Genomic DNA, 14,890 nt, shown 5'->3' with positions numbered 1-14,890 from the left:
TGTCTTGTGCGGTCAGGCGCGCGCGTCGCCCCATCGCAGTGGCGTCACTTCGTCGCCAACGTAGCTGGTGTGCCCCGAGCGATCCACGCAGTACTGAGGCGAGATGATCATCTCGCGCACGGTCATGCCCTCGCCAATGCGCGTGTGCTCAATGAGCACCGATCGCTCCACGGTGCAGCCGCTGCGCAGATGCGAGCCATGGCCGATCCAGGTCGGCCCTACCACGCGAGCACCGGGCTCGATGCGCACGTTGGAGCCGATGTAGACGGGCCCCTCGATGTGCACCTTGTCCCAGTCCACGGACGTGTTGAGGCCTGTCCACACCTGCGGGCGCACTTCACGCCCCGGCACCTGCATCTGCGCCACCTCGCCGGCCAGCACGCGCTGCGTGACGGCCCAGTAGTCCGTCAGCCGGCCGATGTCGATCCAGTTGAACGGCCGGTTCTGCGCGAAGAACGGCAGGCCTTTCTCGACCAGCAGCGGGAACAGCTGGCTGCCAATGTCGAACTCCTTGCCCGGCGGGATCAGGTCCAGCACCTCGGGTTCAAAGATGTAGATGCCGGTGGAGGCCAACGTGCTCTTCGCATCCTCGGGTCTGGGCTTTTCCTGGAAGGACGTGACCCGCCCGTCCGCGTCGGCAACCACGATGCCGTAGTTCTTCGTGTCCTCGCGCGGAACGTCCAGCGTCACGACGCTGGCGATGGCGCCCTTGGCCTTGTGCTCGGCGATCGCGGCCGTGATGTCCATGTCGATGATCGCGTCACCGCACAACACCAGGAAGGTCTCGTCGAAAAAGCCGCCGAAATCCTGGATCTTGCGCATGCCGCCGGCCGACCCGACCGGCTTGCACACCACCTCACCCTGCTCACGGACCCCCTCGTAGGAATAACCGAGTTCCACCCCCCAACGCGCACCGTTGCCGAAATAGTTCTCGATCTTCCAGTGCAGGAAGGCCACGTTGACCATGATCTCCCGGACGCCATGGCGCGCCAGGTGCTCCACCAGGTACTCCATGACCGGCTTGCCCAGGATGGGCACCATGGGCTTGGGCGTGTACTTCGTCAGCGGACGCACCCGCGTTCCCTGGCCGGCTGCCAGGATCATTGCTTTGGCCATTGCCTACCCTCAGTTTTTTGTTGCACCGATTCTCGGGCAAGCAAAGACCGCGCCTGTCCCTTAAACCGGGCGCCCGCGGCCGATACCGTGGTACTCCAAGCCCAGCGCCTGCATCAATTGCGGATCGTAGAGATTGCGGCCGTCGAAGATGACCGGCGCCTTGAGTAGCGCCTTGACGGCATCAAAGTCAGGCGTGCGGAACTCTTTCCACTCGGTCACGATGAGCAGGGCGTCCGCCGCCTGCAAGGCGATCTCTGCGCGAGCGACGAGGGCGACATCGTCGCGGGGTCCCAGGACGCGGGCGGCCTCGGCTGTCGCCACGGGGTCGTAGGCAGCCACCGTCGCGCCCCGCGCCGTCAGCTCGTCGATGACGACCAGCGACGGGGCCTCACGCATGTCGTCAGTGTTGGGCTTGAAGGCCAGGCCCCACAACGCGAACCGCCTGCCTTTGAGGTCTTGGCCGAACCGCTCGACGACCTTGTCGACCAGCACCCGCTTCTGACGCTCGTTGGCGGCCTCGACCGCGGTCAGCACCTGCAGCGGGACGCCGCTGTCCGCCGCCGTCTTGACCAGCGCCTTGACGTCTTTAGGGAAACATGAGCCGCCATAGCCGGCGCCTGCATAGAGGAACTGGTAGCCGATACGCGGGTCCGATCCGATGCCGCGACGCACCAGCTCGATATCCGCGCCGACCTTCTCGGCCAGCAACGCCAGCTCGTTCATGAAACTGATGCGCGTGGCCAGCATCGCATTGGCCGCGTACTTCGTGAACTCGGCACTGCGCACATCCATGATGTGCATGCGGTCCTGCGTACGGTTGAAGGGCGCGTAGAGCGCCCGCATCAGCAGCGTGGCCTGCTCGTCATCGGAGCCCAGGATGATGCGATCCGGCTTCATAAAGTCCTCGATCGCCGCCCCCTCTTTCAGGAACTCCGGGTTGGACACCACCGCATACGGGAGGTCCTTCAGCCCTCGCTTGGCCAATTCCTCGCCGATGCCTCGGCGGACTTCATCGGCCGTGCCGACCGGCACCGTGCTCTTGTCGACGATGACCTTGTAGTCGGTCATGCATTGCCCGATCGAGCGGGCAGCCGCCACGACGTGGCGCAGATCGGCAGAACCGTCGCCCCCGGGCGGCGTGCCCACGGCGATGAAGAGCAGCGTGCCGTGATGCACCGCCTGGTCGACATCAGTCGTGAACTGCAGTCGCCCTGCCGCCACGTTGCGGCTGACGATCTCCATCAGCCCCGGCTCGTGGATGGGAATCTGCCCGCCTTGCAGTACGCGAATCTTCTCGGGATTCACGTCCAGACACAGCACATGGTTGCCCATCTCGGCGAGACAGGCCCCGGTCACCAGGCCTACATAGCCTGTGCCGATCGTGGTGACCTTCATTCCATCTCCTTGTCAAACACGGGTCGCGTCGTTGTAACGACCGTGCATGACAAAGTGATGGAGATCAGACCTTGTAGTACTCCCGGTACCAGCCCACGAAACGCTTGATGCCCTCAGGCACCGGCATCGCCGGTCGGAAGTCCGTCCAGGCAGCCAGTTCGTCCACGTCCGCGTGCGTGGCGGGCACGTCGCCGTCCTGCATCGGCATGAAGTTCTTCACCGCCTCGCGGCCCACCGACTGCTCGATGGCCTCGATGAAGCTCATCAACTCGATGGGCGCATGGTTGCCGATGTTGAACACGCGATACGGTGCGCTGGAACGTGCCGGGTCGGCCTTGATCGGGTCGTAGGCCGGGTCCCCCGTCGCCGTCCGGTCCAGCACCCGCACCACACCCTCGGCGATGTCATCGATGTAGGTGAAGTCTCGGATCATCTTGCCGTGGTTGAACACGTTGATGGGCCGGCCTTCAATGATGGCCTTGGTGAACAGGAACAGCGCCATGTCCGGCCGCCCCCAGGGCCCGTAGACCGTGAAGAAGCGCAGCCCCGTCGTCGGCAACCCAAAAAGGTGCGAGTAGGTGTGGGCCATCAACTCGTTGGCCTTCTTGGTCGCCGCGTAGAGGCTGATGGGGTGGTCGACGCTGTGATGCTCGGAGAACGGCATCAGCGTGTTGCCGCCGTAGACGCTGGAACTCGACGCGTAGGCCAGGTGCTGCACGCCGCTGTGGCGGCAGCCTTCCAGGATGTTCGTGAAACCGACGATGTTGCTGTCGATGTAGGCGTGCGGGTTCTCGATGGAATACCGCACCCCGGCCTGGGCCGCCAGGTGGACGACACGATCAAACTTCTGCTCGGCGAACAGCTTCGCCATGCCTTCGCGGTCAGCCACGTCCATCTTCACGAAGCTGAAGCCTGGCTTGCCGGTCAAGCGCGCGAGCCGATCATGCTTCAGTTGTGGGCTGTAATAGTCGTTGAGGTTGTCCAGACCCACCACCTCGTCACCGCGGCCGAGGAGGATCTGGCTGACATGCATGCCGATGAAACCGGCTGCTCCGGTAACGAGAACCTTCACGCTGAATCCCTATGCTGCCCAAATCGGGCGCCGCATTCTCCTACGTGATGTATTCAACAGTCGCCCCCCGAATGAGGAAACCGTCACTACTGGCGGCCACGTGTCCTCGTGTAACGAGGATTGGGGGCGTGATGGCATTCACGCGGAAGCGGCGTTAACCCATTTGATAGACAACGTCAACCACCTACATTGAGCACGTGGGCTAACGCCCCAATCAGCCGCCCGCTCCATGTGGCGCACATCGTTGTACCAAGTGCCCCATCACGCCATGTCCTTCTTCCACCACGTTTCGCGTCCGATCCTTGCCGCACTGGCCGCTGCCCTCACGCTTGCCGGCTGCGGTGGTGGAGGTAGCCAGAACGCCACCGTAGCGCAGGCCGTCCCAACGGCAGCTTCAGTGCCTGCTCTGCGTACCATCCAGGCAGCAACCACGACAGAAAGCGGACCAGCTTCGCTGACGTTGCGAGCGCATGCCACCGTGGCGGGCGGCGTGGGTGCGATGGTGTCGGTGCGCATTGACGGCGTGGTGACAGACACCGTCGAGGTCAAGGCGACAGAGCCGACCGACTACCGCTTGGCCGTGCCCGCACTCAAGCCAGGCAGTCAGATTGACGTCGTCTACACGAACGACGCTGCCGTCAACGGCGTGGACCGCAACCTGTTCGTGCAGCAGATCAGCACCGCCGACACGGCCGTACTGCCTACCGCGTCCATCGTCACCCTCGACAATGGCTCCGGCAACGGCGCCTTCGACGGGCAGAACGTTGCCCCCGGCACAACCAACATCTATGCCAACGGCGCACTGCGCATGGTCTGGCCTGCGCCCAATCTCACGGACCGTCTTACCGTGCGAGCCAGCGCCAACGCGGCAGGCGGCACCGGCGCCCAGATGATCGTCCGCGTCGACGGCATCGTCGTCGGCTCAGCCACGGTGTCTTCCACCGACCCGGTCGACCATGTATTCGCTGCTCCACCCTTGACTGCAGGCAGCCGGGTCGATGTCGCCTTTGCCAACGCCGGCACCGTCGAGGGCCAAGCCCGCAGCCTTCGCGTGCACTACCTGATGTCAGGCACCACCGTGCTGTTGCCCAGCGGCGGCAGCATGGCCTTCGACGCCGGCGGCGGCCTGGCCGCTTTTGATGGCGTCAGCGTCCAACAGACCGCCCAGAACCTGCTCACCGCCAACGGTGCGCTGCGCGGCAAGTGGCCGGCAGCCAACATGACCGACACGCTGACGCTGCGCGCCACGGCGCGCCTCGCAGCGGATATTGGCCCCATCGTGCGCGTGCAGGTGGATGACGTCGTCATCGGCACTGTGGAACTCCGCTCCACTACACCGGCAGACATCAGCCTGCCGACGCTGCCCATGAAGACCGGCCAACGCGTCGAGGTCGTCTACACCAATCCTGCTGACGGGCGTGACCTGCAGTTGGCCTACGCCATCGCAGGCAAGACCGTTCTGCGCGCTAGCAACAACACCATCAGCGCAGCTTGGCCCGAACCCAACCTCACCGACTCACTGACCGTGCGCGCGCGTGGCGTGATCGCCGGCGGCGTCGGCCCTGTGATGCAGGTGCTGGTGGACGGCATTCTCGTGGGAAGCGCGGAAGTCAAATCCGCGGAGCACGCGGACTATCGCTTCGCCGTGCCGCCGATGACGGCCGGGCGCAAGCTGGATATTGCCTACGTCAACGACGCAACCGTTGACGGCGTAGACCGCAACCTCTTCATCGCCTACGCAACCACCAGCAACACGGTCTGGTTGCCTGGTGCCGCGGGCAACACCTATGACCGGGGCAATGGCGCCGCCGCGTTCGATGGCGTTGACGTCGTCGCCGCCAGCGGCACGCTGGCCGCCAACGGTGCGCTGCGCTCGACATGGGCAGAGCCGAATATCACCAGCACGGTTGTAGTTCGTGCCACGGGCGTGGGCGCGCTCATGACCCTTTGGGTTGACGGAGTGGCTGTCAGCTCAGCGACAGTCAATACCACCACAGCGACTGATTTCCTCATGCCCTCGACAGCGCTCAAACCTGGCAGCCAGGTTTCCGTTGTCTTCGCAAACCCCGGCAGCACTGGCGGTGTTGAGCGTCAGCTCAATGTGCTCAACCTAGTTTCAGGTACCTCATATCTCGCACCATCGCTGTCAGGCGTCAGCTACTCCGCAGGCAATCTCACCGCCGCATGGCCAAAGGCCAACCTGACCAATACGCTGACCGTACGCGCACACGCCAACGTGGCGGGGGGCGTCGGAGCGATGGTGTCGGTGCGTGTGGATGGCATGCTTACAGACACCGTCGAAGTGCGCGCCACGGAACCGACCGACTACCGCTTGGCCGTGCCCGCACTCAAGCCAGGCAGTCAGATTGACGTCGTCTACACGAACGACGCTGCCGTCAACGGCGTGGACCGCAACCTGTTCGTGCAGCAGATCAGCACCGCCGACACGGCCGTACTGCCTACCGCGTCCATCGTCACCCTCGACAATGGCTCCGGCAACGGCGCCTTCGACGGGCAGAACGTTGCCCCCGGCACAACCAACATCTATGCCAACGGCGCACTGCGCATGGTCTGGCCTGCGCCCAATCTCACGGACCGTCTTACCGTGCGAGCCAGCGCCAACGCGGCAGGCGGCACCGGCGCCCAGATGATCGTCCGCGTCGACGGCATCGTCGTCGGCTCAGCCACGGTGTCTTCCACCGACCCGGTCGACCATGTATTCGCTGCTCCACCCTTGACTGCAGGCAGCCGGGTCGATGTCGCCTTTGCCAACGCCGGCACCGTCGAGGGCCAAGCCCGCAGCCTTCGCGTGCACTACCTGATGTCAGGCACCACCGTGCTGTTGCCCAGCGGCGGCAGCATGGCCTTCGACGCCGGCGGCGGCCTGGCCGCTTTTGATGGCGTCAGCGTCCAACAGACCGCCCAGAACCTGCTCACCGCCAACGGTGCGCTGCGCGGCAAGTGGCCGGCAGCCAACATGACCGACACGCTGACGCTGCGCGCCACGGCGCGCCTCGCAGCGGATATTGGCCCCATCGTGCGCGTGCAGGTGGATGACGTCGTCATCGGCACTGTGGAACTCCGCTCCACTACACCGGCAGACATCAGCCTGCCGACGCTGCCCATGAAGACCGGCCAACGCGTCGAGGTCGTCTACACCAATCCTGCTGACGGGCGTGACCTGCAGTTGGCCTACGCCATCGCAGGCAAGACCGTTCTGCGCGCTAGCAACAACACCATCAGCGCAGCTTGGCCCGAACCCAACCTCACCGACTCACTGACCGTGCGCGCGCGTGGCGTGATCGCCGGCGGCGTCGGCCCTGTGATGCAGGTGCTGGTGGACGGCATTCTCGTGGGAAGCGCGGAAGTCAAATCCGCGGAGCACGCGGACTATCGCTTCGCCGTGCCGCCGATGACGGCCGGGCGCAAGCTGGATATTGCCTACGTCAACGACGCAACCGTTGACGGCGTAGACCGCAACCTCTTCATCGCCTACGCAACCACCAGCAACACGGCCTGGTTGCCTGGTGCCGCGGGCAACACCTATGACCGGGGCAATGGCGCCGCCGCGTTCGATGGCGTTGACGTCGTCGCCGCCAGCGGCAACCTCTTCTGGGGCGGCGCGCTGCGCGCCACCTGGCCAGCAGCCAACATCACCAGCACCGTCACAGCGCGTGTCAGTGCCGTGCCCGCCGGCGGTGTCGGCGCGCTGATGACTCTGTGGGTCGATGGAGTGGCTGTGAGTGCCGCTGAAGTTAGCAGCAGCACGCCGACAGATTTCCTCATGCCCTCAACCGCGCTCAGGCCTGGCAGCAAGGTTGCCGTGGTTTTTGCAAACCCTGGCGCCGTCAATGGAACAGAGCGTCAACTCACTATTCTCAGCCTCACCTCTGGCACCACCTTCATCACCCCAGCGTTTTCCGGTGTCAGCTATGCAGGCGGCAACTTGTCTGCGACCTGGCCGTCACCTAACTTTACAGACACCGTGACCGTCAGAGCCTATGCCCAGTTGGCCGGTGGTACGGGCGCAATCTTGCAACTCCGGGTCGACGGCATGATCATTGGTAGCGTGGAAGTGCGTAGCACTACGCCGGCGGATTACAGCTTTGCCGTGCCAAAGCTCTCCGCTGGCAGTCGCGTCGACTTGGTCTACACCAATGACGCCACGGTCAACGGCGTCGATCGCAACCTGTACGTGCAGTACCTGCGCACTCCCACGGGAACGTTGATTCCGTCTGCGAACGACGTCGTGTTCGATGCTGGCACCGGCTCGGCAGCGGTAGATGGGCTCGGAACAAGCGCTAGCAGCGGCGCCATGTACACCAACGGGGCACTGCGATTCACGATGCCGACCGCAACGGCAGCGCCAAGCGCGGCGCACTTCGCCGCTTCGCGTCTGTTGCAGCAGGCCACTTTCGGCCCCACGCTCGAGGAAGTGAATCGGGTTGTGCAGATGGGTCAGGCCGCCTGGATCGACGAGCAACTGGCGCTGCCTTTCACGGCTGACATGGTCCCCGCAATTCAAGCACGCTATGACATGGGTGACGCCTATCGCCCAGCGGGCAGTGCCTATACCGTTGATTGGGTTGGCCAGCAGTTCTGGGCTTCGGCAGCCACAAGCCAGGATCAACTGCGGCGGCGTGTGGGATTCGCCCTTCACCAGATTCAGATGGTTTCGCAGGCTGACTCCAATCTGTACCGGCATGCTCGCGCCTATGCACAGTACGTCGACACTCTCAACCGAAACGCCCTCGGCAACTACCGAACACTTCTGGAACAGGTCGCGCTGAGTCCTGTGATGGGAATTTACTTGTCACATATGCGCAACCGTCCTGAAAATTTCAGGAACGGCCGCATGCCAGATGAGAATTTTGCTCGCGAAGTCATGCAACTGTTCACCATCGGTCTGCATGAGCTCAACGCTGACGGCTCTCCGAAGCTTGATTCGCGCGGCCAGCCTATTGAGTCGTATAGCAACGATGACGTTATGGCGATGGCAAAAGTCTTCACCGGCTGGAGCTGGGGCTTTCCGGACAGTCAGCTGAACGACGCCACCTTCCTTCAGTCCAGCCCCGACCTCAGCGCGGCAGGTGACCAACGCGTCGACCTGCAGCAGATGAAGCCTTACCCAGGACAACACTCCTCCGCCGAGAAGCGTCTTTTTGTCGGGAAACCGCAAGCCACAACAATCCCCGGCGGCAGCGACGCTCGGACCAGCCTGAAGATTGCTCTCGATGCACTCTTCAACCATCCTAACGTTGGGCCGTTTATTGGCCGCCAGCTTATCCAACATCTCGTCGGCAGCAATCCCAGCCCAGCTTACGTCGCGCGAGTTGCCTCGGTATTCAACAACAACGGCAAGGGAGTTCGCGGCGATCTGGGCGCAACTGTACGCGCCATCCTTCTCGACCCCGAAGCTCAGACACCGCCGCCAGACGACATCGGCAAGCTTCGCGAACCAGTACTGCGCGTGAGCCATTGGATGCGCAGTTTCAAGGCAACGTCCGCCAGCGGGCAGTACGCCATCATCACCGACCTGGATTCCCTGGGACAGAAGCCACTTTTCGCACCGTCGGTGTTTGGATACGTGCGCCCTGGCTACGTACCGCCCAACACCGTTTTCACCAACGGCAACATCACGGTACCTGGCATGCAGATCGTCAACGAATCATCGACGGCGCAATGGATCAATCTTGCACAGCGGATGGCCGGCAGTGGCCTGGGCTGGACCGGCTCGGTGAACGACGTTTCCATTCAAATCCAGCCCTGGGTCGACCTCCTGTCTGCCGGTCAAGTCAATGCGTTTGTGGATAGGCTCAACCTGCTGCTGTACGCGGGACGCATGAGCGCCACGCTCAAACAGGACTTGATTGAAACGCTCGTCAGCGTCAGCGGTGATGCCGGAAGCAACACGAACAGGGTCCGCGCAGCACTTTTCCTGGCACTCGCCTCGTCCGAATACCTGGTGCAACACTGATGTCACACGCTAAGCACTCTCGTCGCAGTTTCCTCAATGCCCTGAGCGGCCTGGCGGCAACCGCAGCCCTTCCGCGGCTGAGTCTTCCGCTAGCAGGCCAGTTGGCCGGATTAGCTGCCCTGGCGAGCCAAAGCAGCCATGCCGCAGACACTGGCGGATACAAGGCACTCGTATGTCTATACATGAGTGGCGGCAGCGACACCCACAACTGGGTGGTTCCAATCGATGCTTCGGGCTACGCGGAATACAGCATCGCACGAGGCGATCTGGCTATCGCCGCAGATCGCCTGCAAGCCATCACGGTAAACGGCCAAGGAGCCGGACGCGGGTTCGGGATGCCGCTGGAGCTTGCCGCATTGCGCCAGCGATACGAAGCAGGCCAGGTGGGCATTGTTGCCAACGTAGGCCCACTCCAAAGGCCAATCTCCAAAGCCGATTTCATTGCAGGTGTCGGCTTGCCTTCCAAACTCTTCTCGCACAACGATCAAGCGTCGACATGGCAAAGCTTGGCGCCGGAAGGCGCCCGATCGGGATGGGGTGGGCGGCTAGGAGACATCCTGATGTCCGCGAATGCTCAGCCAGTATTCACAGCAGTATCAGCCGCTGGCAATGCAGTGTTCCTGACAGGCAGTAGCGTGAGTCAGTTCCAAGTGGGTACAGAAGGACCGGTCACTGCGAGCGCAATGAACGGCGGCAACGTTTTTTATTCCAGTACTGTTAGTGCTGCGCTGCGCCGCAGCTATGGCGCGACGTCGAACGATGCGCTACAAAACGAGTACAGCCGCGTCATGCAGCGGAGCCTGAGTGCGAACACGACTTTGCAGTCAGCATTGGCGAATGTAACTGTTCCGGCATTGCCGACAACGTCCATCGCTATGCCAGGTGGCGGGAGCTCGACATTTGAAAAGCTAAGCCTGTCACGCCAATTGCGTGTCGTGCTGCAAATGATCGCCGCCAATCAGGCACTCGGTATGCGCCGGCAAGTCTTCATGGTCTCAATGGGCGGCTTCGACACCCATGCATTCCAGATGCGCGACCAACCGGCCCACATGGCCCAAGTTTCGCTGGCGATCGATTATTTTCTCAGTACGCTATCAACACTTGGCCTCCAAAACAACGTCACACTATTTACCGCATCCGACTTCGGACGCACGCTTTCGAGCAACGGTGACGGAAGCGATCACGGCTGGGGCAGCCACCATTTCGTCGCCGGGGGCGCAGTCAAGGGTCGCCAGATGTATGGGCGATTCCCGGTGACTGCAGTGGGAACGAACGACGAAGTCGGTTCCGGTCGCCTACTTCCAAGCACATCCGTGTCGCAGCTTGCAGCCTCGCTAGCGGGTTGGATGGGACTCAGCGCCACTGAAATCAGTTACGTTCTTCCCAATATTGCCAATTTCAGCGCAGGACCTGCACTGTTCTGAACAGTACCTGTAGATTCCCGGTAGCATGAAACGTACCAGTGTTTTGTCGCGCCTCGCCTTCGCAGGCTGACCTGCCAGCGGCAGACCAACTTCATCGCTACACGTGAGGCGGTAATGATCCAGCGCTGATACCGACCACGATCCACTATATAAGTAGCTTTAAATCTCCACTGAACGAGCATTGCCAAGCCAAATTGAGGCACCCAGCGCAGCTTACGCGGAGCGCGAGCAGCGAACTAAGAAACGCGGATTGTTCGCAAGCGATTTTCATCTGCAGTGATCTGTTCCGTGGATATGACGATATTACCCACAGAGAGTGGGTGAGAAGTACCCGACTCGTTCAGCCTGCCAAAGCGAATCACCTCCATCGGAAAATGCAGATCACCGGACGAAGTCCCGTCGATCGGAAATGGGTAGGTCCGCAAGGGCGCGTTCTTTCCGTTGATCGAATAACCATACGCACCGGGCGACGAGAACGAAGATATCAATATGCTCGCCGCTTGGTTGATGTTTGACACAACGCCCGTGGCAGCTCGATGCTGACCGGCGAACGCGGAAACACCGTAGTCCAACACACACGTATCGTATGGCTCCCAGATGCCCAGAATCGTGTTGTCATGGTTATTTTGCCAACGCACGGATCCATCTGAAGTAATGTGCGTGACTTGATCTGGCACGGCGACAAACGTTTCATCCCAACGCGGCTCAACCGCCCCTGAACGCCCGCCAGTCATGCACAAGAACATCCTGCGCGAATTCTGATTGTCCAACTGAGTATCGGTCGGGATAACAACATCGCCAATCTTGTAGTCTGTATTCGGCTTCCAATAGTAGAGGGGATTCGGATCCCCAAGATATCGATCGCCGAAGAACGCAACCGTGGTTGGACGCAGCCCGACCCCAAGGCGATTCTGCCTGTTGTTGGGCGAAGCCGCATACGCATACCAGAGCCCTTTCCACTCAGGCGTTCGCCCACCCTTTATCGTTATGCCTGAATAGTAGGCAAGCACGGACTCCATAGTTACGACAAAGTTCTGCTGGCCAAGCGTCTTTGCATCGACATTGGGTATTTCAACGGTGTGCGAACGTCGGGCTGGCCCCACCTGATCAGTATTATTTGGCAAATAGGAGGTGGGAAACTCCATCGCGCTCGCGTTGGCACCCCAAATGAAAATTGCCTTCCCCGTCCCTTGGTACTCAGTCGCACCATTTTCTGCCGCCACGCCTAGCCGAACCTCCAAGGGAAGACTGCCGCTCGCCGCATTCGACGTCGTCAAAACACATCGGTACCAGCCATCTGCCCAAGGTTCAATATGAGCCCAGGCCTGCCGACCAGCTGGCGAATCAACGGCGGCTACAGCACCCGTTGACAGTTCGAAACTGGCCCCACATGTCCCACCATCAATCGCCTTGATGGTCATCCGCGCTACTCTTGCAGTGTCCGCCTTCGCAAAGCATGTCAGCGTTATTGGCGCTCCTGCAGGTATAGCGCCAAGACCCAACGAGATGTACTTCTCACCCGACTGCCCCCCTTCATTCAATCGAATCGAGCGATTTTCACAGCGCAGATTTTTTGTCGAAGTTGACGTAACTGCCACCCCACCCACGGCGGTCCAGGTTGTGAACACCTCCGTTTGAGTGCACAGATTCGTCGAGGTAGGTTCAATCCTGAGGAACCTCAGGATCTCGGGTGGAATCAAGGCGCCACGAGATTCAGTTACGTAGCCGGCAGAAACTGTATTTCCGTTATATCGATCAAAATACGCCACCCCATCGACCATGGCGCCATTGAAGACAGGACCCTGACCTGGCAAATCCGTGCTGACGTACTCTGAGGCTGCGCTCCCAGCCCCGGACAAATCTTCTAGCTGCGCATTGCAAATAAGCACGCTGCCGGCGCCCCCCGAACTGAACGGGCCAGGTGATACAAGCACGCGACAAGATCCCGTCCCATCAGGTGTGCCAGTGATCTGGATCCGAGTCCAGACATCAGGCTTTAGATCGAAGAGACCTGAGGCAAGAACGACACCTCCCGCCACGTAAAACTGCAGATACACCTGCGAGAGCGTTTCAGCCCGCGCATATATCGAAAAAACGTGCTCGACCGCTGGCAGCACACCCACGTCTTGAGCTCTGCCTGCTTGCGCGGAAACCTTGGACAACCGGTGCGTGCGGAATGTCCCCACAGCATCCGGAAATTTAGTGTCATTGGCAAGCATGGCGATTCCGACGGTGCCTGCGCTCCACCAAAAACTCCCATTTGCAAAGTCGGCAGATCCGCGCAACTTATTCTCTACCCGACGAGCCCCCCAAAATCTTGCCTCGCCAAGTCGCGCATTCCTCAGGTAGCCAAAACAATCGCGAACCGTAGAGGTCCCCAAGCCAGCGCCGAGCAACCAGCTGGGCATTTGACCAATTTCTGGCACCAGGGTATGGGTCCATTTAGCTGAAAAGGTCCGCTTTGCGACGTCAGCGGTGGACTGCGTCGCCGCTCCGCTCCAATAGGTAACAGGAGGCGGCGGCGGGGGGGGCGGGGGCGGAGGAACCGGAACGGGCGCAGGCTCAGCGCCACCGACACTGCCGCCGCCGCCACAACCACTCAATCCACCCATTACCGACCCAATGCCAACCAGGGCGCGCCGGCGATTGAGACTGGCCTCTCCTCGGCTCGAGTCGATTTGCCCATCGGCATTGGTTTCCATCCCCATCCTTCCAACTACGATAAGTGCAGCCCCGACGGCCGCTCAATTAGATGTCCCTGCCGATGTCGAGGCATCAGGGTAATGCGGTTGCCTTGGCACTGCGCGGCACGTAAGCGCTCAGACATGCTTCATAGGCTTGAAGTATTTGGCCCCAGGTGAGCCCCTGCTCCAGCCTCTGAACAGAATGATTGCCCATTTGCTGGAGGCTTGCAATGTCGCCCAACAATCTATCGAGAACACTCGAGAATCCTGTGGCATCCGCGAAGTAGGCGGCCCCGGTTCCGGCAACCCAGCGATTGAAACGATTGTCGTGTGCAATAACGGGATTGCCGGCCCCCAGCGCCTCAACAAGCGACGGGTTGGTGCCACCTACCTGGTGGCCGTGCACATAGGCCCGGCAGTGATAGCGCAGTGCCTGAACGACGGCCTTGTCGTAGATAGCGCCCAGGAATCGAACCTCGGGTCCCGCAGCTGCCATCACGGCACGATGATAGGCATTGGACTCGTCGTATTTACCAAGCACAGCGAGCGTGCAGCCGCGCCTCGCTTTCGAGAAACCTGCCACCACCTCAAGGATGGAGTTCTCGGGCTCTGGACGGGCGATGAGCGTGAGGTACTGCCCAGGAATGAGGCCAAGGCGACGAACTGGCTCCTCCGGAAGATCTCGCAGGCGATCCGCACCATAGGCAATCGTCGTGACCTTGCGCCGCGACACGCGCGTAGCCAGGTGATTGGCGATCTCGGGGTGGTCCGCCACCAGATGGTTACCCAACCAGCAACCCGCCCAGTCATTCAGCCAGAACCACGCCTTGGCCACCCCACCCCACTTGGCACGAGACCACTCGATACCGTCCATGTTGATCACGTTAGGCACGCCCTTGACGCGCAGCCAAGCGCAGAAGACCGCCGTGTTGTAACCAAGGGTGAGGCACAGGTCGCGTGACTGCGCCGCTGCATGACGAATGGCCTTCCAGTCGAAGGCCATCGTTCCCTTAGGCCCGGGGATATCGATCGGGATATTCACCCTATGGACACCCTCCCAAACATCCTCATACATCGGGCCTTGGCCATCGATTTGGCAATACACCGTGATCTTCCAGCCACGATCACGGAGGTAGAGAGCCAGGTACTCGGCAAAGGTCTCAAACCCCCCATGAGCCGCCGGCAGACCTCGAATACCCAGGATTCTCAGATGTTTCACTTG

The 14,890-nt window shown here is 61.3% G+C and carries 7 protein-coding genes; 2 read left to right on the top strand and 5 right to left on the bottom strand.

Features of this window, described 5'->3' with window-relative positions:
* Positions 1-12: 12 nt before the first annotated feature.
* From ACG04Q_RS09145 to ACG04Q_RS09135, 3 genes are all read right to left on the bottom strand, one after another.
* Complete coding sequence (locus tag ACG04Q_RS09145) at positions 13-1,116, bottom strand: nucleotidyltransferase family protein (RefSeq protein WP_394510599.1); 1,104 nt, start codon at positions 1,114-1,116, stop codon at positions 13-15.
* Positions 1,117-1,176: 60 nt separating this feature from the next.
* Positions 1,177-2,511, bottom strand: coding sequence for a UDP-glucose dehydrogenase family protein (locus ACG04Q_RS09140; RefSeq protein ID WP_394510598.1), 1,335 nt, complete (start codon positions 2,509-2,511; stop codon positions 1,177-1,179).
* A 64-nt stretch (positions 2,512-2,575) separates the two neighbouring features.
* Positions 2,576-3,583, bottom strand: coding sequence for an NAD-dependent epimerase (locus ACG04Q_RS09135; RefSeq protein WP_394510597.1), 1,008 nt, complete (start codon positions 3,581-3,583; stop codon positions 2,576-2,578).
* Between the two features lie 268 nt (positions 3,584-3,851).
* Here ACG04Q_RS09135 and ACG04Q_RS09130 point away from each other — a divergent pair, with 268 nt between their 5' ends.
* Both ACG04Q_RS09130 and ACG04Q_RS09125 read left to right on the top strand, forming a co-directional pair.
* Complete coding sequence (locus ACG04Q_RS09130) at positions 3,852-9,560, top strand: DUF1800 family protein (protein WP_394510596.1); 5,709 nt, start codon at positions 3,852-3,854, stop codon at positions 9,558-9,560.
* Positions 9,560-10,984 carry a DUF1501 domain-containing protein gene (locus ACG04Q_RS09125; RefSeq protein WP_394510595.1) on the top strand — a complete coding sequence of 475 codons (1,425 nt, stop codon included), beginning with the start codon at positions 9,560-9,562 and terminating at the stop codon, positions 10,982-10,984. The genes ACG04Q_RS09130 and ACG04Q_RS09125 overlap by 1 nt, the downstream gene beginning before the upstream one ends.
* A 236-nt stretch (positions 10,985-11,220) precedes the next feature.
* Here ACG04Q_RS09125 and ACG04Q_RS09120 read toward each other — a convergent pair whose 3' ends face one another.
* A complete protein-coding gene (locus ACG04Q_RS09120) occupies positions 11,221-13,392 on the bottom strand; it encodes a phage head spike fiber domain-containing protein (RefSeq protein WP_394510594.1) in 2,172 nt (723 codons plus the stop codon).
* A 367-nt stretch (positions 13,393-13,759) separates the two neighbouring features.
* Positions 13,760-14,887, bottom strand: a complete 1,128-nt coding sequence (locus ACG04Q_RS09115; protein WP_394510593.1) for a DUF1972 domain-containing protein — start codon at positions 14,885-14,887, stop codon at positions 13,760-13,762.
* Positions 14,888-14,890 lie beyond the last annotated feature (3 nt).

The sequence above is a fragment of the Pelomonas lactea genome (assembly GCF_043555885.1).
Classification (GTDB): Bacteria; Pseudomonadota; Gammaproteobacteria; order Burkholderiales; family Burkholderiaceae_C; genus Pelomonas; species Pelomonas lactea.
The sequence above is the reverse complement of the archived record's forward strand: the minus strand, read 5'-3'. Positions and strand labels throughout refer to the sequence as shown.